General features: G+C 60.3%; 22 protein-coding genes. 13 read left to right on the forward strand and 9 right to left on the reverse strand.

Features of this window, described 5'->3' with window-relative positions; translation table 11 throughout:
- Positions 1-383: 383 nt before the first annotated feature.
- Positions 384-2450, reverse strand: a complete 2067-nt coding sequence (gene treS, locus F8N12_RS25995; RefSeq protein WP_150582939.1) for a maltose alpha-D-glucosyltransferase — start codon at positions 2448-2450, stop codon at positions 384-386.
- 145 nt (positions 2451-2595) lie between these two features.
- Positions 2596-5169 (reverse strand): EAL domain-containing protein, encoded by a 2574-nt coding sequence (locus tag F8N12_RS26000; RefSeq protein ID WP_150582940.1) that lies wholly within the window; start codon positions 5167-5169, stop codon positions 2596-2598.
- Positions 5170-5363: 194 nt separating this feature from the next.
- On the opposite strand from F8N12_RS26000, the gene F8N12_RS26005 reads away from it, so the two are divergent.
- The gene (locus tag F8N12_RS26005) at positions 5364-6683 is read left to right on the forward strand and encodes an SDR family oxidoreductase (protein ID WP_150582941.1); all 1320 of its coding nucleotides are present in this window, start codon (positions 5364-5366) and stop codon (positions 6681-6683) included.
- A gap of 68 nt (positions 6684-6751) precedes the next feature.
- Here F8N12_RS26005 and F8N12_RS26010 read toward each other — a convergent pair whose 3' ends face one another.
- Both F8N12_RS26010 and F8N12_RS26015 read right to left on the reverse strand, forming a co-directional pair.
- Positions 6752-7162, reverse strand: coding sequence for a VOC family protein (locus F8N12_RS26010; RefSeq protein WP_150582942.1), 411 nt, complete (start codon positions 7160-7162; stop codon positions 6752-6754).
- A gap of 189 nt (positions 7163-7351) precedes the next feature.
- Positions 7352-9145, reverse strand: coding sequence for a thiamine pyrophosphate-requiring protein (locus F8N12_RS26015; RefSeq protein ID WP_150582943.1), 1794 nt, complete (start codon positions 9143-9145; stop codon positions 7352-7354).
- 162 nt (positions 9146-9307) lie between these two features.
- Between F8N12_RS26015 and F8N12_RS26020 the strand changes: the two genes are divergently transcribed.
- Complete coding sequence (locus tag F8N12_RS26020) at positions 9308-10732, forward strand: M15 family metallopeptidase (RefSeq protein WP_150582944.1); 1425 nt, start codon at positions 9308-9310, stop codon at positions 10730-10732.
- Between the two features lie 8 nt (positions 10733-10740).
- On the opposite strand, the gene F8N12_RS26025 is transcribed toward F8N12_RS26020, so the two are convergent.
- Together F8N12_RS26025 and ggt are read right to left on the reverse strand one after the other, a co-directional pair.
- Positions 10741-11274, reverse strand: a complete 534-nt coding sequence (locus F8N12_RS26025) for a cysteine hydrolase family protein (protein ID WP_150582945.1) — start codon at positions 11272-11274, stop codon at positions 10741-10743.
- 247 nt (positions 11275-11521) lie between these two features.
- Positions 11522-13249 (reverse strand): gamma-glutamyltransferase, encoded by a 1728-nt coding sequence (gene ggt / locus F8N12_RS26030; protein WP_150582946.1) that lies wholly within the window; start codon positions 13247-13249, stop codon positions 11522-11524.
- A gap of 132 nt (positions 13250-13381) precedes the next feature.
- Here ggt and F8N12_RS26035 point away from each other — a divergent pair, with 132 nt between their 5' ends.
- A complete protein-coding gene (locus tag F8N12_RS26035) occupies positions 13382-13897 on the forward strand; it encodes a methylated-DNA--[protein]-cysteine S-methyltransferase (RefSeq protein WP_150582947.1) in 516 nt (171 codons plus the stop codon).
- Positions 13898-14098: 201 nt separating this feature from the next.
- Here F8N12_RS26035 and F8N12_RS26040 read toward each other — a convergent pair whose 3' ends face one another.
- Both F8N12_RS26040 and F8N12_RS26045 read right to left on the reverse strand, forming a co-directional pair.
- Positions 14099-14692, reverse strand: coding sequence for an NUDIX domain-containing protein (locus tag F8N12_RS26040; protein WP_150582948.1), 594 nt, complete (start codon positions 14690-14692; stop codon positions 14099-14101).
- A gap of 40 nt (positions 14693-14732) precedes the next feature.
- Positions 14733-15176 (reverse strand): hemerythrin domain-containing protein, encoded by a 444-nt coding sequence (locus F8N12_RS26045; RefSeq protein ID WP_150582949.1) that lies wholly within the window; start codon positions 15174-15176, stop codon positions 14733-14735.
- A gap of 143 nt (positions 15177-15319) precedes the next feature.
- Between F8N12_RS26045 and F8N12_RS26050 the strand changes: the two genes are divergently transcribed.
- On the forward strand, positions 15320-15745 hold the full coding sequence (locus F8N12_RS26050) for a GNAT family N-acetyltransferase (RefSeq protein ID WP_150582950.1): 426 nt from the start codon (positions 15320-15322) through the stop codon (positions 15743-15745).
- 127 nt (positions 15746-15872) lie between these two features.
- Here F8N12_RS26050 and F8N12_RS26055 read toward each other — a convergent pair whose 3' ends face one another.
- Complete coding sequence (locus F8N12_RS26055) at positions 15873-16223, reverse strand: hypothetical protein (RefSeq protein WP_150582951.1); 351 nt, start codon at positions 16221-16223, stop codon at positions 15873-15875.
- Between the two features lie 160 nt (positions 16224-16383).
- Here F8N12_RS26055 and F8N12_RS26065 point away from each other — a divergent pair, with 160 nt between their 5' ends.
- The 9 genes from F8N12_RS26065 to F8N12_RS26105 all read left to right on the forward strand — a co-directional run bounded on the left by F8N12_RS26065 (position 16384) and on the right by F8N12_RS26105 (position 21412).
- Positions 16384-16632: a hypothetical protein gene (locus F8N12_RS26065; RefSeq protein ID WP_150582959.1), complete on the forward strand. Its 249-nt coding sequence runs from the start codon at positions 16384-16386 to the stop codon at positions 16630-16632.
- 20 nt (positions 16633-16652) lie between these two features.
- On the forward strand, positions 16653-16982 hold the full coding sequence (locus tag F8N12_RS26070) for a DUF6388 family protein (protein ID WP_150582952.1): 330 nt from the start codon (positions 16653-16655) through the stop codon (positions 16980-16982).
- 28 nt (positions 16983-17010) lie between these two features.
- The gene (locus F8N12_RS26075) at positions 17011-17715 is read left to right on the forward strand and encodes a YoaK family protein (RefSeq protein ID WP_150582953.1); all 705 of its coding nucleotides are present in this window, start codon (positions 17011-17013) and stop codon (positions 17713-17715) included.
- Between the two features lie 222 nt (positions 17716-17937).
- Positions 17938-18330, forward strand: a complete 393-nt coding sequence (gene tusD / locus F8N12_RS26080; RefSeq protein ID WP_150582954.1) for a sulfurtransferase complex subunit TusD — start codon at positions 17938-17940, stop codon at positions 18328-18330.
- A gap of 1 nt (position 18331) precedes the next feature.
- A complete protein-coding gene (gene tusC, locus F8N12_RS26085) occupies positions 18332-18694 on the forward strand; it encodes a sulfurtransferase complex subunit TusC (RefSeq protein WP_150582955.1) in 363 nt (120 codons plus the stop codon).
- On the forward strand, positions 18694-18987 hold the full coding sequence (gene tusB, locus F8N12_RS26090; RefSeq protein WP_150582956.1) for a sulfurtransferase complex subunit TusB: 294 nt from the start codon (positions 18694-18696) through the stop codon (positions 18985-18987). The genes tusC and tusB overlap by 1 nt, the downstream gene beginning before the upstream one ends.
- Positions 18984-19319: a TusE/DsrC/DsvC family sulfur relay protein gene (locus F8N12_RS26095; RefSeq protein ID WP_150582957.1), complete on the forward strand. Its 336-nt coding sequence runs from the start codon at positions 18984-18986 to the stop codon at positions 19317-19319. Before tusB ends, F8N12_RS26095 begins: the two co-directional genes overlap by 4 nt.
- Positions 19316-20317 (forward strand): glycosyl transferase family protein, encoded by a 1002-nt coding sequence (locus F8N12_RS26100; protein ID WP_150582958.1) that lies wholly within the window; start codon positions 19316-19318, stop codon positions 20315-20317. The genes F8N12_RS26095 and F8N12_RS26100 overlap by 4 nt, the downstream gene beginning before the upstream one ends.
- Positions 20318-20407: 90 nt before the next feature.
- Positions 20408-21412: a glutathione S-transferase family protein gene (locus F8N12_RS26105; RefSeq protein ID WP_150582071.1), complete on the forward strand. Its 1005-nt coding sequence runs from the start codon at positions 20408-20410 to the stop codon at positions 21410-21412.
- The last annotated feature ends 62 nt before the right edge of the window (positions 21413-21474 follow it).

A 21474-nucleotide genomic window follows, 5' to 3' on the forward strand; every position in this document is an offset into this window, starting at 1 on the left:
GGATGCCGGGTTAGGCGCGCACGGCCAAGGATGGCCGATCGCGCCGGGCCCACGGAGCAGGACCGGAGCGAAGGCATGGCGAGCACTAGCGAGCCACCGGACGTCAGGGGCAAGAGCACTTGGTTACTTGGTGCTTTTCCAAGTGACTCGCTGTAAAAGCGAAACCATCAGCCGCCTTCACCGCAGAAATGGATATGTACACATAAAAAGCCATAGCGCATAAGACACAGCCATCGCTGGCAGGCCAGCGCCTACAGCGGGCCGACTGCACCCTCAAAAACCGAGCGTCCGCCTTCGCAAGCAAGCTTTGCTCCCACCGGCTCGCCAGACCACCTACGCTCACCCACCCGTGTCAGAGCCAGGCTTGCCCGCGATGCACCAAATCAAATCAATGGCGAACTGCTCACCACCCGCAACGCCAGCCCCTCATAGGCATCCAGGGTAATGGTGAATTCCCCCTCCGCCGTCAGATCCCCTTCAACCCGCTCATTGATGATGTCCACCACCGGACCCGGCGCAATGTTCGGCAGGTGCAAGGTTTCAACAATGGCCTGCGCGCTGAAATTGAGCGCAGTGATCTGCGTACCCTTCCCTGCCGGCAATTCGTGAACCATGATCAGCAGCCCCGGATTCTCCACATCGGGAATCAGGATCTGCTTGCTGGCCGCGATGTCATACGAACGACGCACAGCGAGGATACGCTTGAGTTGCGACGCAAAGGAATCCGGGTCCTTGAGCTGAGTCGGCAGGCTGCCATACAAAGTTTTCGGACGCGGCATTTGCCCGGCCGACAGCGGCGCATCCGGGTTGAGGTCAACAAGGTCATAGGCGCCGCGATGGATCCAGCGCGTATCACCATCCTGCATCAGGTGCGCCACTTGCTCGGCGGGCAACGGCAACGCGCCGACCAGATCCCAACCCGACAGCGCAAAAACCCCGGGCTGCATGGCGTTGAACATCACCAGCAGCAGGTGAATCTGGCGGATCTGCTCGATGTCGGCTTTGCTGATCAGGTCGAGGTCGCGGATGCCCAGCGCAGCCGTGATGATGCTGGCCGTGGTGCAGGACACGCCGTTGGTGACGAACTTGAGATTGTATGGCGCATGTTCGCCAGCAAGACGCTCATACATCTGCTCGCGAATGTGCTCGCGCAAAATGTTCCCAGGGAAAGTCTGGCCCTGATAAAGGAAAGTGTCGTGGGCATGCAGCGTCCAGAAGTGCACCAGTTCCAGTGTGAGCTCATCGTGGTTCTGCAACGCGTGAATCAGCGAGGCCGGGTCGATGCCATAGGTGTGCACCTGACGCAGCATCAAGCGCAAAAACTCGGTATCACCCATCAACAACGCGTGCTGGTACGCCGGCCGGGTAATGAAGTCATAAGACAGGTCGGCCCCACCATGGGACATGGAGGCAATGTCGTCGATGGTCAGGTTCAGTTCCTGAAAACTGAAACCGCCGGCCTTGCGAATCGCGCCACCCAGTAACTGGTTGCCAGTGATCGACAACGGATGGCTCTCGGACCAGGCCGTGCCATCGAGTTTGCGTTCCACACCGAGGAAGCCATTGGCGTCCAGACGGAGGATTTTCGCGCCCATTACGTCAATCGCATGCAGCGCGTCACCGATGATCATTTGTTGCGCGGCGAAACTCGGGTCCAGCCAGTTGAGCGACGGCTGGCCCTCCTTGAAATAATGCAGATAGACCCAGCGTCGCGGCTTGCCGTCCACGCCGATGACCACCGGCGTGGCGCTCCAGTCGGTCTCTTTGACGCCCGGCTCGAAGAAAATTACCCGCTGCAACTGACCCACAATGTAGTGCTTGTCGCGCAGTGCATCGACCTGCAGCGGCGTAAGGTTCTGCGCATCGCGCCCTTCCAGCACATCGGGGAGCAACGGCCAGTCGTCCTCACGGATTTCCACCATGTGGTACAGGCCTGGATAATCTTCGTAAGCCATTTCGGCGAGGCGGAAGTCCGCGCCCTTGCCGGTATGTGACGGGATCACGTCATCGATGATCACGGCGTTGTGCGCGGCGGCGATGCGGCTCAGGCCCTGCAGCTGTGCCTCAGTGCCCAGTTGCGGGTCGATGCCAAAGCTGATGCGGTCGAAATTGCCGTCGATGGTGGGCGTGTGCTCACGCCCCTGCAAGCCACCGGAGGTTTTCAGCGGCCCGTTGTGGATGCCCTGGATGCCGATCTCGGACAGTGCATGCCACAGCGTTTCATTGCCGAGCGCCTCCAGTACCGTGCCGTCTTCAGCCGTGACGATTGAGGCGGGATAAGCGGTGAACCATACCGACGCGAGCGCCGACGCATCTCTAGGTCGTGTCTGAGCGAAAGGCTGCTGCCAGAGTCGCCCCTGCCCGGAATACAATCTCGCCCGCTGCCGCGCTGCATGCAGCATCGATTGCTCGACCAGCCAGCTCACATAATCGTTGCTCTCTTTCGCCATAAGTACAGTCGCTCGCAGTCAGATTCACAAAACTCGATCCGCCCCATGGAGCACTGTCTTGCCTGTACCAACGGCGCGGGTAGTTTGCATATGAGCCCGCGAGGCGTCATTCGTTGCATGTAAATCGCGACTGTCCGCCACCGCTTCAGCTGTCGGCGGTTGCGGCGATGCCCACCAGTTCATTGAACGCATCGTTGTCCAGCGGGCGACTCAGGAAATAACCCTGGCCCTCGTCGCACGCCACCGCTTTGAGCAACTGCAAATGCTCGGCCGTCTCGATACCTTCGGCGGTGACCGTCAGTGACAGCGCCCGGCCGAGGCCCACGATTGCCTGGATGATCGCTTTATCATCTTCGTCACCCGCCAGTCGGCTCAAAAAGCTGCGGTCGATCTTCAAGCCGTCAAACGGGAAGGTGCGCAGGTAACTGAGCGAGGAATAGCCGGTGCCGAAATCATCCATGGCGATCCTTACGCCGAGTCGCTTGAGGGTGCGCATCACCTCAAGCGCACCGGTGGCATCTTCAAGCATGACGTTTTCGGTGATTTCCAGCTCCAGGCGCTTGGGGTCGATGCCCGACTCGTCCAGCATCTGCTGTACGCGCTCGATGATATTGCCGCGCTTGAATTCGCTGGGCGACAGGTTGACCGACACGAACAATTCTTCCGGCCACTGTGCCGCGCAAGCGCATGCAGTCGCCATGACCCAGTTGCTCAACGCCAGAATCAACCCGCTTTCTTCGGCGATCGGAATGAAGGTGTCGGGTGAAATCAGGCCACGTTGCGGATGCTGCCAGCGCACCAACGCTTCAGCGCCAACCATATGACCGTCGGCGATGCGAAAGCGCGGCTGGAAATGCAGGCGCAGCTCGCCATGCTTGATCGCATAGCGCAAATCGCTTTCCAGGCGCCGTCGCTCGATGATTCTGGCGTTCATGTCTCCGGCGTAAAAGCGCCAGGTATTGCGTCCGGCCGACTTGGCCTCGTACAAGGCAATGTCGGCGTAGCGCAGCAATTCGGTCGCCTCGCAAGCGTCATTCGGCGCCATCGCGATGCCGATACTGGCGCTGACGAAAACCTCCTGCTCTTCGACTTCCACGGGCCGCTCGATGGACTCGATCAAGCGACGGCACAGCGCTTCGACTTCGTCCTGCGAGCTGACATCAGTCAGGATCAAGACAAACTCGTCACCACCGACACGCGCCACCAGGTCGCCGTGACGCACGCAATCGGCCAGTCGATTGGACACCTCGTTGAGCACCAGATCCCCCGCCGCATGCCCTAACAAGTCGTTGACCGGTTTGAAGCGATCAAGGTCCAGGCTGAGCATCACTAACGGCTGCTCAACTGTCGGCATTGCCTTGAGTTTGCCGTCCAGAAACTCCTGCAGACGGGTCCGGTTGGGCAGCCCGGTGAGGGCGTCATGTTGTGAAAGGAACTCGATGCGCCGACGCGCTTCGACTTCTTCCGTGACATCGGTTGCGGTGCCACGGAATCCTCTGCCGTCCATCTCCCTTGCGGACAGACGGGTGATGCGTTCGCGGCCCTTGGTGTCGACGTAGCGGCACTGGACGCTGATGTCCGGACGCCGGTTGGGAATGCTCAGCCACTGCGACAGTGCGCCCATTTCGGTGTGCAGCAAATCGTCCATTTGCGCGCCGATCCATTCGTCTCTGGACAGCCCGGTGACTGCCTCGAAGCGTTCGGACAAATAGGTGAAACGGCCGTCGGTGGCGATTTCCCAGACCCAGTCCGAGCTCGCCTCGACAACGTCGCGAAAGCGCGCTTCGCTGGTGGCCAGCGCTGCCTGACTGCTTTGGATCGATTCATAACTGGCGTCCAATGCCTGGGCTGCCGCTGTGGTGCGGCGCAATATCACCCAGATCATCAGCCACACCAGCAATGCGGCGAGACCCAGCAAAGGCAGGCCCAAGCCGAGCAAGTGCAATCCCGGCGTAGCGGGTTCCCAATGCAAACTCCCGGCGACACCATCCTCGCCCAATGGATGGACCAGCTTTTCCTCAGGCTCGCCGGCGGTCGCGACGTGCAGGCCTTTGATCCCGTAATCCTTGCCGATAGCGGCGAGTTTGACGCCGTCGAGCATGTCCACAAAAATAAGCACCGACGACGTCCGCTCATCCGCCTCCACCGTCGGGTCCGTTCCAGTCGTCAACGCTGCCGCCGCTATCAATGCTGGCACACCGTTGACGCTGATGAAACGCGTGACCGGCGTCTCCTCCTCGGCCCCGGCACGCGCTTCATCAAGAATCGTGCTGACGGATTGGCCCAGCCATGCGGAAATTTCTACGTTTTCGAGCTCACCGTTGATCACCGAGTACACCGTGCGATCAACATCGTTAACGACAAACAGCCCCTGAAAGCCGAAATCCGAAAAAAGCGTTGGCCCGACGTTTTGCCGCACGTACGCCCAATCAGTATCGACCTGAGTGTGCAAATGCTTGTAGGCGTCGCCCCAGAAAGCGTAATCCTTGACGGTTATGCGCAGCGACTTTTCCAGCGATTGCATCGCTTTGTTGGTGTAGAAGGCGCTTTCGACTTCTTCCGTGCGATCCAGGTCATGTGCCAGATAAATCAAGGCATAGCTGGCGAGCAGAAAGACGCCGGCCAGTAGCCCGACAAATTTGAACAGCGAGGCACGCGCAAGTGCCACGCTTGAACGATTGGACAATGGACAGGCAATGGGGTGGAGATCGGTCGGCATAAATTCCCGCTTGGCGTTGGGCGTTCGGTTGCATGCCAAGCTATCGACCGGGATGACAGAAATATGAATCGCAACCCGCAAACCAGACGCCTCAGGCGACGAACTGCACTTTCCGGGCGCGACGCTCAGTCATTTCGATGGAACCCGCTCGCTACCCTATCCTCTATCGCAGATCAGCACAGGAGGACTTCCCCATGTTTGACCGCACAACCGGCATGAAGCCAGGCGAACGCTACGCCTTCAATCGCAACAGCGGTGAGCGTGCGCACCAGTTCCCGGGCTTCTTCCTCGACGGCAAATATTACCTGGCGGCCGAGCTGCAAACGGCAGTTGGCTGGCTTGAAGGCTGCCAGTTCATGTACGACGAGCTCGACCTCGATGGCGATCCGGTATTCCCTGACCGATTGGCCGGGACCATAGAAGACCTCACCCTGACCATGGCCGACGGTGAGCGCCTGAAGCTTGAGGAAGTCCCCTTTCATGCTCACCTCGATTCGCCTGTGCAAAAATCCCATTCCGCTCAGCGGCCAACGTCACGCACCCGCCAGCTCGAGGGCAAACTGGTGGTCATTACTGGCGCCTCCAGCGGCATCGGTCGCGCGGCAGCCCATGCGTTCGCTGACCAAGGTGCGCGCCTGGTACTGGCTGCACGCGATACGGCTGCCCTTGCCGAAGTGGTCGAAGAATGCGCGCAGCGTGGCGCCGACGCCTTGGCGGTGCGCACTGATGTCACCAGCAGCGAAAACATGAACGCTTTGGCGGAGCAGGCTGCTGACTACGGTAACGGGCGCATCGACATCTGGGTCAACAACGCCGGCGTCGGCGCGGTCGGCAACTTCGAAGACACACCGCTGGGGGCACACGAGCAGGTGCTGCAAACCGACCTGCTCGGTTACCTGCGTGGCGCTTATGTGGCCTGGCCGTATTTCAAGGCGCAAAAACGCGGGATTCTGATCAATACACTGTCAATTGGCAGTTGGGTGGCGCAGCCATACGCCGCTGCCTACTCGGCAAGCAAATACGGCCTGCGCGGTTTGAGCGAGGCATTGCGCGGAGAATTGACCGATTTTGCCGATATCCATGTCTGTGATATTTACCCCGCAGTCATGGACACTCCAGGTTTTCGCGATGGCGGCAATTTCACCGGCCACGCGCTCAAGCCACCGCCACCAGTCTACGACCCCATGCGCGTGGCCGAGGCGATGGTGGCGCGTGCGCTGAGCCCACGTCCGAGCACCACTGTGGGAGGCGCCGCAGTGGTCGGTCGGCTGGCACATTTCCTGTTGCCAGGCTTCGAGAAGGCGTCAGGCTGGTTGACGCGGTTGAGCGTGAATCGCAGCTCACCGTCGGCGAAATCAGCTGGCAACCTTTTCGAGCCGCCGAGCGGTGAGCGTCGGATCAGCGGCGGCTGGCGTGGCAAAGCGCAGGCGCCTTCATTGATGTGGGCGGCAGGGGCCGCCGTGTTGCTGGGCGGGTGTCTGCTTGCGTTGAAGCGCCATCGCGATCGGCTTTAGCTCACGAGCTGCGTGAACGTCATCGTCGGTCTGCACTTGACGGCGATGACAGGTCCCTCAGATGAATCTCAAACGTTGTTCTCCAGGCCTTCAGCGTGCACAAAGCACAGCTTGTTGCCCTCGGGATCCCGGCAGTACGCGCCGAAATAATCCTCGCAATACTGCGGTCTCAGCCCAGGTACGCCTTCATCGCTGCCACCCATGGCAATCGCTGCCGCCCAAGCCGCCTCGACATGTGCCTGGGAACTGCAGGCAAAGCTGATCTGAGTGCCATTACCCCAGGTCGCCGGTAATCCGTTGAACGGCTGCTGGATGAAGAACTGCGGCCAGCGCCGACCCGGATAATGCCAACCCGCACCAGGCGGACCGCCGTCGACTTCATCCGACATGCGCTTGAGGCCCAGCGGTGCAAGCACCGCCTCGTAGAACGCCAGCATGACGCTGAGGTCACGCGCGCCGACAATGATATGGCTGAACATGTTTTCCCTCCGCTAAGCTGTGACTCTGAACTGCCCCAAAATGTTGGATATAGATCCTGTCTTCAAGGGATAGAAAACTTCGTAGGAGCCGGCTTGCCGGCGATCCAGGCGGCACGGTTAACCTGGATGCACCTGGTTGCCTGGATTGACAGCAAGCCGACACCTGCGGCTGTAGTACTGCCGTTAGCGTTACTTCTTCGACCCCCCGGGCAACACCGAGCTCAGCACTTGCTTGGCAGTCTGCACAATTATACCGGCCTGATCCGGATCGCCCCGAAGCAAAGTCGTGGCGAATTTCTTTGCCTGTTCCAGCTTGATATGCGGGGGCAACGGCGGCACGTTGGGGTCTGTCTTGAACTCGATCACCACCGGTACCTCCGAAGCCAGCGCCTGCTCCCAGGCAGCGGCAACATCCTCTTCGCGATCAACGAAAATGCCTTTCAACCCGATGGAAATCGCGAACAGGTGATAAGGCACATCGGGAATGTTCTGCGACGCTTCGAATTTCGGATCGCCTTCCATCACTCGCTGTTCCCAAGTGACCTGATTGAGGTCCTCATTGTTGAACACTGCACAGATCCACTTCGGGCTTTGCCACTGGCGCCAGTATTTGGCGACAGTGATCAATTCCGCCATGTTGCTCATCTGCATCGCCCCATCGCCAACCAGCGCGATCACCGCTCGTTGCGGGTAGGCGAACTTGGCGGCAATTGCGTAGGGCACCGCTGCGCCCATCGAAGCCAGCCCGCCCGACAACGAACACATCATGCCGCGCCGGATTTTCAGGTCACGGGCGAACCAGTTGGCGCACGAGCCGGAATCGCAGGTGATGATGGCCGCGTCAGGCAGCCGAGGCGACAATTCGTGAACCACGCGCTGCGGGTTGACCGGGTCAGCCTTGACCAGTGCGCGCTTGTCCAGGGTTTTGTCCCAGCTCGCGCGCCAGCTTTCGACCTTCTTGCGCCATTTACGCTGGGTCTTCTGTTGCAGCAACGGCAGGAGCGCCGCCAGGGTCTCGGCGCAATCACCCACCAGATTCACTTCCATCGGGTAGCGCAGGCTGAGCATGTCGGGCTGTAAATCAATCTGTACGCCACGTGCCTGTCCTTCCTTGGGCAGGAATTCGGAATACGGGAAACCCGAGCCGATCATCAGCAACGTGTCACACTCCATCATCAGCTTATAGCTGGGCTCGGTGCCCAGCAGGCCGATACTGCCGGTGACCCAAGGCAGATCGTCCGGCAACACCGCCTTGCCGAGCAGGGCCTTGGCCACACCGGCGCCGAGTTTCTCCGCGACGGCGATCACCTCATCAGTCGCCTGCAACGCACCGGCGCCCACCAGAATGGCGACTTTTTCACCGGCGTTGAGCACATCGGCAGCGCGCTGCAGATCAGCGTCGTAGGGCACAACTTTCGGCTTGCTGTACCCAACTCCGGAATGCACGGTGCCGTGCGCCCGCTCCGGCTCCTGGTACTCGGCGTCCTGCAAATCGTTGGGCAGGATCAGCGCTGTCACGCGCCGCTCGCCCACGGCCGTGCGCACCGCGCGGTCGATCAGATGCCGGACTTGCGAAGGTTCTGACGCCTGCTGCACAAACGCGCCGGCGACGTCCTTGAACATCGAGACCAGATCCAGTTCTTGCTGATAATGCCCACCGAGCGCCGCGCGGGCCTGCTGACCAACAATCGCCAGCACCGGCATGTGGTCCATTCGCGCGTCGTACAGGCCGGTGATCAAGTGCGAAGCCCCGGGGCCGGACGTGGCAATGCACACACCCAGCTCCCCGGTGAACTTTGCATGCGCCGATGCCATAAAGGCGGCCATCTCTTCATGCCGGGCCTGGACGAACTCGATCTTGCCCTGCGCCCGGCTCAGCGCTCCGAATACGCCGTTAATACCGTCGCCGGGATAACCAAAAATCCGCGTGACGCCCCATTGGCTGAGTCGCTCAACCAGAAAATCGCCTACTGTCGTTGTCATGTCGTTCCTCGCGTGGGTGCCTCAGAGGTGTAAGGTCTGGACAGCCCGGCCGGCGGCGAAGTTTCGACGGATTGACCTGACGGGTTCGAATCGGCCATTGGCGCGGCGGCGCCATACGCCAGCTGATACGATTCCGACACCCGCATCCAAGGAGGTTATTACATGCGCTCTATACGTAACGGCTGGCGGTCAGCGCTGCTGCTGAGCTTCGCCGTGCCGGCCATGGCTGATACCCGGCAAATGCCAGAACACATGGTCTATCTGCGCTCGATTGCGCCCGGGATCGAGCAGGACATTCGCTACGCCGGCGCGCACAACTTCACCGGTCAAACGCTCGACGGTTACGCTGCGCCGGAATGCCTGTTGTCACTGGACGCCGCCCAGGCGTTGGCGCGGGTGCACAGAGCTTTGCAAGCGCAAGGCTACGGGCTGAAGGTCTTCGATTGTTATCGCCCCAGCCGCGCCGTGGCCGACATGGGCCGCTTCGCTACCGAACCGGGTGACCCACGCAAGGCCGAGTTCTACCCACGCGTCGATAAAAAAGATTTCTGGCGGCTGGGCTACGTCGCGCGCGTTTCGAACCACTCACGAGGGTCCACCGTGGACCTGACCTTGACCGGCCCGAACGCCCTGCCCGACGACAGCTGGACACCATCGGCGACTCAGACCGATTGCACTGCTCCGTATGGCCAGCGTTGGCGCGACGGCGCGCTCGACATGGGCACCGGTTATGACTGCTTCGATGAGCGCGCCCACACGGCCAGCGCTGCGATTGACGCGGCGGCGCAGGACAACCGCCAGCGCCTCAGCCGCGCCATGGCGAAAGAAGGGTTCAGCGGCTATGACAAGGAATGGTGGCATTTCACCTACTCCTCAGGCGCCACCCGCAAGGACGTCATGGATTTCCCGATCATCGCGCTCAACGCCCGCGACGTGCTCGGCAACAGCCAGCAATTGGTCGTGGTCACCAGCAAAAACTGGACCGACATTCAGGGCACCGCCCAGCGTTATGAGCGTGACGGCAGCACCTTTCGCAAACGCGGTGATGCTTTTACGGTGGTGGTCGGTAAAAACGGCATGGCCTGGGGCAAGGGTCTGGTCGGTGTCGAGCCGGGCGCCGAGCCGGCCAAGCGTGAAGGCGATGGCAAGGCCCCCGCCGGTGTGTTCAAGCTGGGCACGGCATTTGGTTTCGAAAAAACGGCCAACACCCGACTGCCTTACCTCGCATTGACCGCGACGACCGAATGCGTGGACGACGGCCGCTCGGCCCATTACAACGCGCTGGTCGACGGTGCCAGGACCCGCAAAGACTGGCACAGCTCCGAGCGGATGCGCCAGGAGGCGGGTTACCAACAGGGCATTTTCATCGAACACAACACGCCGGCCTCCCCTGCGGCGGGCTCGTGCATCTTTTTCCACATCTGGCGCAGCCCCACCTCACCAACGGCGGGCTGCACGGCAATGGACCCGGCCGATATCGCGGGCTTGTTCGAGTGGCTCGACCCGGGACTGTCACCGCTGCTGGTGCAAATGCCCGAAACCCAATACGAGCGCTATCGCGAACTTTGGCAACTGCCGCAACGGTGAGACCTGGGCTAGAAGCGGATGGTCGCTGCAGGTTTGACATCAATACGGGCCACGGAACCGGTCAGGCGTGCGAGGTCCTTGTTGTGCTCGGCAATGATGTCCTCGGCACGCAGATTACCGTTGTCGACGGTGGAATGCGCATCGCTGGCCAGCACCACGTCATAGCCTGATTGCAGCGCCTGACGGACGGTGGCATTGACGCAGTAGTCGGTTTGCAGACCGCAGATGACCAGTCGATCGAAATCCTGCGCGGGCACCAACTTACGCAACGAGGTCTGATAGAAGGAATCCGGCGCAGTCTTGCGTACGCGCTTGTCTTCGGGACTGGTCAGCAGTGCTTCAGCCAGTTGCCAGTCGGGAGCGCCATGCACAAACGGACCTTCGGACTCCTCGTGCTGAATGAGCACCACCAGGATACCCTCCTGGCGAGCCCTGGCGCTGAGGCCGTTGATATTATCGATGACGCGCCTGATCTCGAAACATTCATACTCCCCGGTACACAGCGCATGTTGAACATCAATGATTAACAGTGCAGTGGTCATTAGCCTTCCATGCCAGTCAAAAAACGAAAAACCGCCACGCAGGGCGCCGATCCTGAATCACCAATCGCCACACCTGCGCACCGATCCCTGAACACCCCGAATCTCCACGCCCGCGCACCGATCCCTGAACACCCCGAATCTCCACGCCCGCGCACCGATCCCTGAACACCCCGAATCTCCACGCCCGCGCACCGATCCCTTGTAGCAGCTGCCGAGCCTGCGAGGCTGCGTCCTGGATCTTCGCTGATTAATACCCCAGCGACAACCCGGTGTTACGCCGCGGATCGTTCGCCCCATAAAACCGGTTTTTGCCTACCGGTTTGCCCTCCAGCGAAGGTGCACCGACCAGAATCGCCGCCAGGTGATTGGCGTCCTGAGGTCCGGCAAACTTGTGCCCCCAGCTCTCCAGCATCTTCACCGTGTCCGGGCTGGTGGTGAACGTTTCCAGATTGGTTTCCTCCGGCAGCCACTGCTGGTGGAAACGCGGCGCATCGACTGCTTCCTGAATGTTCATGCCGTAGTCGATCACGTTGAGCATGGTCAGCAACGTCGCCGTGATGATGCGACTGCCGCCCGGCGTGCCGACGACCATCACCACTTTGCCGTCCTTGGTGACGATGGTCGGGCTCATGGACGACAGCGGCGCCTTGCCGGGCGCAATGGCATTGGCCTCGCCCTGCACCAGGCCGTACATGTTGGGTACACCGACCTTGGAGGTGAAATCGTCCATTTCATCATTGAGGATGACCCCGGTTTTGCTGGCCATGACCCCGGCGCCGAACCAGTCGTTGAGGGTGTAGGTCACCGACACCGCGTTGCCCCATTTGTCGACGATCGAATAGTGCGTGGTGTTGCTGCCTTCATGAGGAGCGACGCCAGGCTTGAGCTCACTGGACACCGCCGCTTTTTGCGGAGCAATGGCAGCGCGCAGCTTGGTTGCGTAGTTTTTGTCGAGCAAATGAGCGATCGGGTTTTTCACAAAGTCCGGGTCGCCGAGGAAACTATTGCGGTCGACGTAGGCGTGGCGCATCGCCTCGATCTGATAATGCATGCCCTGAGCCGAATGGTAGCCCAGGTCTTTCATCGGATAGCCTTCAAGAATATTCATGATCTGGCAGATCACTACACCGCCTGAGCTCGGTGGCGGCGCCGACACCACATGGTAACCACGGTAATCGCACTCGATGGGCGCCAGTTCCCGGGTCTTGTAGTTGTCGAGGTCGGCCTGGCTGATGATGCCTTTGTTGGCCTGGCTCGACGTGACAATCGCGTCAGCCACCCAGCCTTTGTAGAAACCATCGGCGCCCTTCTCGGAGATTTCGCGCAGGGTTTTGCTGAGGTCTTTCTGCACCAGCTTTTGCCCGACCTGCATCGGCTCGCCGTTGCTCAGGAAGATCGATCCCGAGTCGCGCATGTCTTTCTTGAACACGTCGGTCGCGTATTCGAGCAACTCGACATCGCCCTGCTCCAGCACGAAGCCGTCTTCGGCAAGCTTGATCGCCGGGGCGATTATTTCCTTGCGCGGTTTAGTGCCATATTTCTGCAGCGCCAGTTCCATGCCGGACACGGTGCCGGGCACGCCGACCGCCAAGTGGCCTCGGGTACTGAGCTCCGGAACGACGTTGCCCTGTTTGTCGAGGTACATGTCGGCGGTGGCTTTCAGTGGGGCCTTTTCACGGAAGTCGAGGAAGGTCTTGCGCCCGTCCGCCAACTGAACTGTCATGAAACCGCCACCGCCGAGGTTACCGGCTGCGGGGTACACCACCGCCAGGGCATAACCGACGGCCACGGCGGCATCGACAGCGTTTCCGCCGTTCTTCAACACATCGACACCCACGTGGCTGGCCAGATGCTGCGCCGTCACCACCATGCCGTTTTCGGCGGCAACCGGGGCGACAGAAGCCGCGTAGGTGGACAGGCAGCTGAATGCCAGGGAGGTCGCTATGAGCGATTTGGCAAAAGGTTCGAACTTCATGGCTCGGTCTCTTTTTGTTTTAAGGGGAAACGCATCAAGAGCAGTAGCCAGTATGGTCGGGATTACGTTTTGCGCCTCCCCGCCAACACAGTATGCTGGGCCTCGAATAGCCCATCTGCGGAATCCATCTGCATGACTTTTACCTGCATGACACTGGCCTCCCCGGTCGGCGAGTTGAGGATGGTGGCGAACGGCGCGCGACTGGTGGCCATCCTCTGGGAAAACGACAAACCGAACCGCGTGAGGCTGGGGCCGATGAGCGTAGTGGTGGACTCACCGATCCTGTTGCAAACGGCGCAACAACTGACGGAATATTTCGCTGGGACGCGCGAGCGTTTCGAGCTGGAGCTGGACTTTGTAGGGACGCCGTTTCAAAAAAAAGTGTGGCAGGCATTGCTCACCATCCCGTTCGGCGAGACGCGCAGCTACAGCCAGATTGCGCTGCAGATCGGCTGTCCCGGTGCGGTGCGGGCGGTAGGTGCGGCGAATGGCAAGAACCCGCTTTCAATCGTCGCGCCTTGTCATCGGGTGATCGGCGCGTCCGGCAAACTCACCGGATTCGCCGGTGGGCTTGAGGCGAAAGCGTTATTGCTGACGCTGGAAGGCTGCGATTGGGCGGGCGCCAACCGCACCGCAAACCTCTTCTAATCCCTGCCGAATTCCATGTAGCAGCTGCCGAGCCCGCGAGGCTGCGTTCGGCTTGGATCGGCTGGACGCAGCCTCGCGGGCTCGGCAGCTGCTACAGGGGGGGTTCGGCTTGGATCGGTTGGGCGCAGCCTCGCTGCTACAGGGGTGTGTTCGGCTTGGAACGGCTGGACGCAGCCTCGCGGGCTCGGCAGCTGCTACAGATCAAGCGCCGGCGAAAAGGTTTTTCATGGCCGCGTACTGCAACAGCATGATGGTTTTTGCGTCGCAGATCTCGCCTCGGTAAAAAGCCTGGAGTGCGTCGTCGAACGACCACTCCAGCACTTCCAGTTCCTCGGTCTCTGCTTCCAGCCCGCCACCCTCGCTGACCCTGGATGAAGCATCGTATTCGGCGATGAAAAAATGCAGCTTTTCCGTTACCGAGCCCGGGCTCATGTAGGCTTCAAAGACCTTTTGCACGTGGTGCACGCGATAACCGGTCTCTTCCTCAGCCTCATCGCGAATCCTTTCTTCTGGCGCCGCCCCCTCGAGCAGTCCTGCTGCCACTTCGATCAGCAAGCCGTCGTGACCGTTGACAAACACCGGCAAGCGGAACTGACGCGTCAGCACGACGGTTTTCCGTTCGCGATTGAACAGCAGAATCGCCGCACCATTACCTCGGTCGTAAACTTCGCGGGTCTGACGCTGCCATTCACCGTTGTTGCGCAGGTAATTGAAAGTGATTTTCTTCAGCAAGTACCAGTCGTGAGACAACACCTGAGACTCGACGATGTTGACCCGCTCGGCTGTAGTGGTCATCGATCCGTTTTCCGTCAAAAAAAGCGCCTGTTAAACGAAATCACGCTGACTTGAGCTGCTCTTCGAACTCCTTCAGATAGTCCTTAGCGAGGCTGGTTTTCTGTTTGTCGCTGAGCAGTTTGCCGGCACTCTGGAAGAACTTGTTTTCTTCTTCCTTGAGGTGGTGATGAACCTTTTCCGAGAGCTTTTTTGCGGTGGCCAGCCATGAAGGGCTGGACATCTCGGTCTCATCGAGCTCTTCCATCATTTCGTCCATCTCGTGATGCTCGGAGATCGCATGGCGGCTGAGGTCGACGCCATTGTCGAACTGCATCAGCGGAATATAAAAATGCCGCTCTTCAGCCGTTTCGTGCGCTTGCAATTCGGCTTTGAGTCGTTCGTAAGCCTCTTTGCGCTCCGGAGTGTCGCCACTGGTGCGGACAACCGCTTCGGCGTAGGTGCGTTGGCGCTCATGGCTTTCGCGCAAGGCTTCAAAAATGTTCACTGGCAATCCTCATCGGCCGCGTTCTGAAATGACGCTGTAATGCCTAGACATCTGAGCCCTCGCGAGGGTTCCACGTGCAGGAGGATGGAACATTTGCGGCGACCCGGATACGCTCGTGGATCACTGCCATAGGGATGTAGCTGATGACGTTACGAATCGAAATGACCCAAGCGCCGACCCCGGAAGACCGCGAGGCGATCCTGGCACCGCTGCGCGCCTACAACGCTGCGCAAGCCGGTGAGGGCCACTCGGAACTGCTGGCGTTGCTGGTGCGCGATGACCACGATGTGGTTCTCGGTGGGCTGTATGGGCGGTTTTTCTACCAGTGGATGTTCATCGAACTGCTCTCGGTGCCGGAACAGGCGCGAGGCCAGGGCATGGGCTCGCAGTTGATGCAGATGGCCGAAGACCTGGCGCGGGAAAAGCACTGCCTGGGCATCTGGCTGGACACGTTCGATTTTCAGGCGCCGGATTTTTACCGGAAACTGGGCTTCAGCGCTGTCGGGCAGATCGACGACTACCCGCCGGGGCATCAGCGCTACTTTATGCAGAAGCGACTGGATATCTGATTACGCCGCATTACATTTGTGGGAGCGAGCCTGCTCGCGAATGCGTCGGGTCCCCAATTGTCATGTTGAATGACAGGTCGCTTTCGCGAGCAGGCTCGCTCCCACAGGTGTTCGGTTGATCAACCGCTTACAAACAGGTCGCCAACGCCGCCAACCGGCGTTTGGCCACGAAGTCGTCCCGCTGGGCGTAATAACTCAACTGCGTTCCCGTCACCGCTGTCGTCAGATCGACAAACGACTCCGCCGAACGGGTATAAACCGTCGAGCCGCCCTTCTCGCCCGGTTGCAGATACGCACCGGCGTCAACGCCGAATACCGCCTCATCCTGCCAGGCAAATTGCACACATTGCGCCACGACTTTTTCCGGTTTTTCCGAGGTCATGATTTTGTACGGGGTTCCCGTGCGGGCATCATTCATCGCCGAACCGGCGCATCCCGCCAGCAACGTTACGGCCAGCGCCGCCATCAGAATTCGCATTGCTTGTGCTCATCAAGAAAAAAACGACTGTATCACCGTGGCGCGACCTATCGTTCTGCTTTACTGCATTTATAGCGCGACACTGTGCAAAGATTCGCGCACCCTGTCGCGCCCAATGCCACATCGCTCGCTTTACCCGGGCCTATTTCTGGAACGTCCCATGACACCCAATGCCGAATTTTACAAACCGACCGCTGAATATGCCGACAAGCTGATCAGTCAGATCGGACAGACACCATCGTGGATCGCCAAGCGTATCGGCGTCACCGACAAACGGATTCGCTACATCCTCGACGGCGAACGCACCGTCAAGGGCGAGACCACGCCGATCCAGATGACCTACCCCGAGCAGTGGGCCCTCGAATGCCTGGCCGCGGCGGCCAAGGCGAGCAAAAAGCAGTCTTCGTAACCCGTTCTCAAGGAGCGACCATGGCTTCAACCGAACAGCTGCACGAGCAGGCCCTGCAGAAATTTCTCGATCAACGCCCGCAATTGCGCCTCGAACTCGACAACCTCAATCCGCTGCTGGCCCAGGCCAAAGGCGAGACCCAGGCACAGTATCGGCAGGAACGTTTGCATGAAGCCTTCGAGGCTGAAGCGGAGCGCCTGGACTTGTTTGCCTGGGAGCTGACCTTGCAACTCACCGCAGCCAGCGCCGAGGACTATCAGGCGCAGCGCATGGAAGTGCATAAGGAAGTGGCCGAGATGGCCGGGATGGACTGGCTGGATTATTGCGAATTGTATGGATTGAGCAAGTGACCGTCGCCGTTCCAGGATGTAACTGACAATGCTGCCCTCGTCCTCCAGCACCCAGGCCAGTCCGGGCCATCTGCACAGGCAGAAATGGCGCGGACGCGTTGGCCTGTCGCTGGTGGCCGCACTCTCGGTACTGGCCGGGATGACCGATGCCATCGGCTTCATGGCCAGTGGCGACTTCGTTTCCTTCATGAGCGGCAACACCACTCGTCTGGCCGTGGCCATCAGCGACGGCGACCTGGGCCTGACGTTGCGCCTGCTAATCCTGGTGGCTACGTTCATCATCGGCAACGCCCTGGGCATTGTCGTCAGCCGTCTTGGCGGTCGGCGGGCGCTGGCCTTGTTGCTGTGCATCGCCACCCTGCTCTGCGGTGCTGCTGCCTGGCCGTATGAGGAACAACTGCCGCCGTTGCTGGCGGCGATCATCGCCATGGGCATGCTCAATGCCGCGGTGGAGCAAGTGAATGGCCTGCCGGTCGGCCTGACCTATGTCACCGGCGCCCTGTCGCGCTTTGGCCGCGGCCTGGGACGCTGGATGCTCGGCGAACGGCGCAATGGCTGGCGGGTGCAGCTGATTCCCTGGGCCGGAATGTTTGCCGGCGCGGTACTGGGTGCTGTACTGGAGCATCATCTTGGGCTCAGGGCGTTGTTTGCCAGCGGGTTGCTGGCTGGCGCGATCGGCTTGCTGTCGTTGAAGATTCCGCGGCGGTGGCAGTTGGGGTATATGCCGCGTTGATCGGCTTGTCACACTCAACATTGAATTCGCCTGACAGGCTACCTTCGCGAGCAGGCTCGCTCCCACAGGGGGCCAGGGTGGTTTCAATGAGGTGTACGGTACTGATCCCTTGTGGGAGCGAGCCTGCTCGCGAAGACGGCGAATCGGTTTTCAGGCAAACGCGCTTCGCCGCCCCACCGATAAAGCTTTATCATGCGCACAGGTTTGCTGATCGAGTTTGTCATGAAGTTCGCCATCGCGCTGTTTTCCGCCGCCCATGCGCCCTCCTCGCGCCGCGCCTTGCTGTTCGCCCAGGCCGCGCTGGCGGGCGGACACGAGATTGTCCGGCTGTTTTTTTATCAGGACGGCGTCTACAACGCCTCCAGTAGCGTGGTCACCCCGCAGGATGAGCTGGATTTACCCAGACAATGGCGCGCCTTTGTCAGCGAGCATCGACTCGACGGCGTCGTCTGTATCGCTGCCGCCCTGCGCCGTGGCGTGTTGAACGAAGAAGAAGCCCGGCGCTACCAGCGTGAAGCGGTCGCCATCGCTGCACCTTGGGAATTGTCCGGGCTGGGCCAGTTACACGACGCGGTGCAGGACGCTGACCGCCTGATCTGTTTCGGAGGCGCGTGACATGGCCAAATCCTTGCTGATCATCAGCCGTCAGTCCCCCTGGTCCGGACCGAGCGCCCGCGAAGCGCTGGACGTGGTGCTGGCCGGCGGCGCGTTTGATTTGCCTGTCGGCCTGCTGTTCCTCGATGATGGCGTGTTCCAGCTCGCCGCGAAACAGGACGCCAGGGCGCTGCAACAGAAAGACCTGAGCGCCAATTTGCAGGCCTTGCCGATGTTCGGTGTCGACGACCTGTTCGTCTGTGGCGACAGCGCCGCAGAGCGCGGTCTGAACCCGAAGCTTTTGTCACTCGAAGCCGCCCAGGTGCTCAGCGCTGGTGAAATCACCGCGCTTTTCAACCGTTACGACCAGGTGATCACCCTCTGATGTCGACTTTGCATGTGCTGTCCCACTCCCCTTTTGGCGATGATCGCCTGACCAGCTGCCTGCGGGTGATCGGCGCCGAGGATGCGCTGCTGCTGTCCGGCGACGCGGTCTATGCCCTGCAACCGGGTACCACGCCGTTCGATAGCCTGGGTACCCGCGGCCTGAGACTGTTTGTGCTGGCTGAAGACGCCCAGGCCCGCGACCTGCTAACTCCAGACTGGGCCGAGGCCATCGACTACCCGGCCTTCGTCGAATTGTCGATCCACTACGACAAGGTCAACAGTTGGCTATGAATGTCCTGAACGTGGGCGCCCGCGCCATCGAGCTGGACAAGGACGGTTTCCTCGTCGAACTGAGCGACTGGTCCGCTGAGGTCGCCAGCGCCCTGGCCACTGCCGAAAACATCGAGTTGAGCCCTGAACACTGGGAAATCCTCGAATTGCTGCGCAGTTTCTACGCCGAATTCCAGCTGTCCCCCGCGACACGCCCGCTGATCAAGTACACCGCATTGAAACTCGGCCCGGACAAAGGCAACAGCCTGCACCTGAACCGCCTGTTCAAAGGCACCCCTGCCAAACTCGCCGCGAAACTGGCGGGCCTGCCCAAACCGACGAATTGTTTATGACCGACTATCCCGCGCTGACCCTCGAAACGCCTGCCGAGCACCCGTTCGCCCAGTTCGTGCGCATCCTCGGCAAAGGCAAACGCGGCGCCCGCGACCTGACGCGCGAAGAAGCCCGCCAGGCCATGGGCATGGTGCTCGACGATCAGGTCGAGGACACCCAGCTCGGCGCGTTCCTGATGCTGTTGCGCCACAAGGAAGAAAGCGCCGAGGAAATGGCCGGTTTCACCCAAGCCCTGCGCGAACGGCTGCGCGCTCCGGCGCTGAATGTCGATCTGGACTGGCCGACCTACGCCGGCAAGAAGCGGCATCTGCCGTGGTACCTGCTGGCGGCCAAATGCCTGGCGCAGAACGGCGTGCGCATCTTCATGCACGGCGGCGGCGCACATACCGCTGGACGCTTGTACAGCGAGCAACTGCTCGGACACTTGAACATTCCCTTGTGCCGCGACTGGCAACAGGCCGGCGCGGCGCTGGACAACGGCGGCCTGGCGTTCATGCCGCTGGTGGACTGGGCGCCGCAGTTGCAGCGCATGATCGATTTGCGCAATACCCTGGGCCTGCGTTCGCCGATCCATTCCCTGGCGCGGATTCTCAATCCGCTGGGCGCGCGCTGTGGCCTGCAAAGTATTTTCCACCCCGGCTATCAGGCCGTACATCGCGATGCCAGCGGCTTGCTCGGTGATACTGCCATTGTGGTCAAGGGTGACGGTGGCGAAATTGAAATCAACCCGGATGCCGCCAGCCACCTCTACGGCACCACTGGCGGCGAAAGCTGGGACGAGGAATGGCCGCAGATGTCGAGCCAGCGTCACGTTAAACCGGCCTCGCTGGACGTCGAGCATTTGAAAGCCGTATGGCGCGGCGATGTGGTGGACAGCTATCCGCAAATGGCCCTGATTTCGACCATGGCGCTAGCCCTGCGCGGTCTCGGGCAACCCCGTGCGCAAGCATTCGCCACCGCCCAGCAATACTGGGACGCACGAGACAAATCGATTTAACCGATCATAAGCCCCCAACCTTTGCACTATTTTATCGAACCTATGCGAATAGACTCTTCTCCAACGCTTATTGGTTGAGGAGTCCTGAACATGGGTTTGTTAGTTGAAGGTCGCTGGCATGACCAGTGGTACGAAAGCAGCAAAGACGGTGCATTCCAGCGTGAGCAAGCGCAGCGCCGCAATTGGGTGACCGCAGACGGCAAGCCAGGCCCGAGTGGTGTCGGCGGGTTCGCCGCCGAGGCCGGCCGCTATCACCTGTATGTATCACTCGCCTGTCCGTGGGCGCATCGCACGCTGATTCTGCGCAAACTCAAAGGCCTCGAAAGCCTGATCGATGTGTCTGTAGTCAGCTACTTGATGCTGGAAAACGGCTGGACGTTCGACCAATCCCACGGATCCAGTGGAGACAAGCTGGATGATCTGAGCTTCCTGCACCAGCGCTATACTGCCGACACCGCTGACTACACCGGCCGTGTCACCGTGCCAGTGCTCTGGGATAAGCAGCAGAATCGAATCGTCAGCAATGAATCCGCGGAAATCATCCGCATGTTCAACACCGCGTTCGACGCGCTCACCGGCAACAACCTGGACCTGTACCCGGCGCCGCTGCGTGATGAAATTGATGCGTTGAACGAGCAGATCTACCCGGCGGTCAACAACGGCGTGTATCGCGCCGGGTTTGCGACGTCGCAGCAGGCCTATGAAGAGGCGTTCGATGATGTATTCACCGAACTTGATCGGCTGGAAGCGGTGTTGGATGCCAAGCGTTACCTGGCGGGCGAATACCTGACCGAAGCCGACGTCCGCCTGTTCACCACCCTCATTCGTTTTGACGCGGTTTATCACGGCCACTTCAAATGCAACCTGCGGCGGATTGCCGACTACCCGAATCTGTCGAACTGGCTGCGCGAGATGTACCAGTGGCCAGGGATTGCCGAGACGGTGGACTTCACCCACATCAAGAATCATTACTACGGCAGTCACAAGACGATTAATCCGACAGGGATTGTGCCGAAAGGGCCGGAGCAGGATTTTGCGGCGCCGCATGATCGGGCGCGGTTGAATGGGAAAGGGATTTGGCGTAAGCCTGAATAACGATTTGAGTTTTGCGTTGGCTTTGAAGGCTTCTTCGCGGGCAGGCTCGCTCCCACAGGGTT

The organism is Pseudomonas fluorescens, assembly GCF_902497625.1.
In the GTDB taxonomy this organism is placed as follows: domain Bacteria; phylum Pseudomonadota; class Gammaproteobacteria; order Pseudomonadales; family Pseudomonadaceae; genus Aquipseudomonas; species Aquipseudomonas fluorescens_BQ.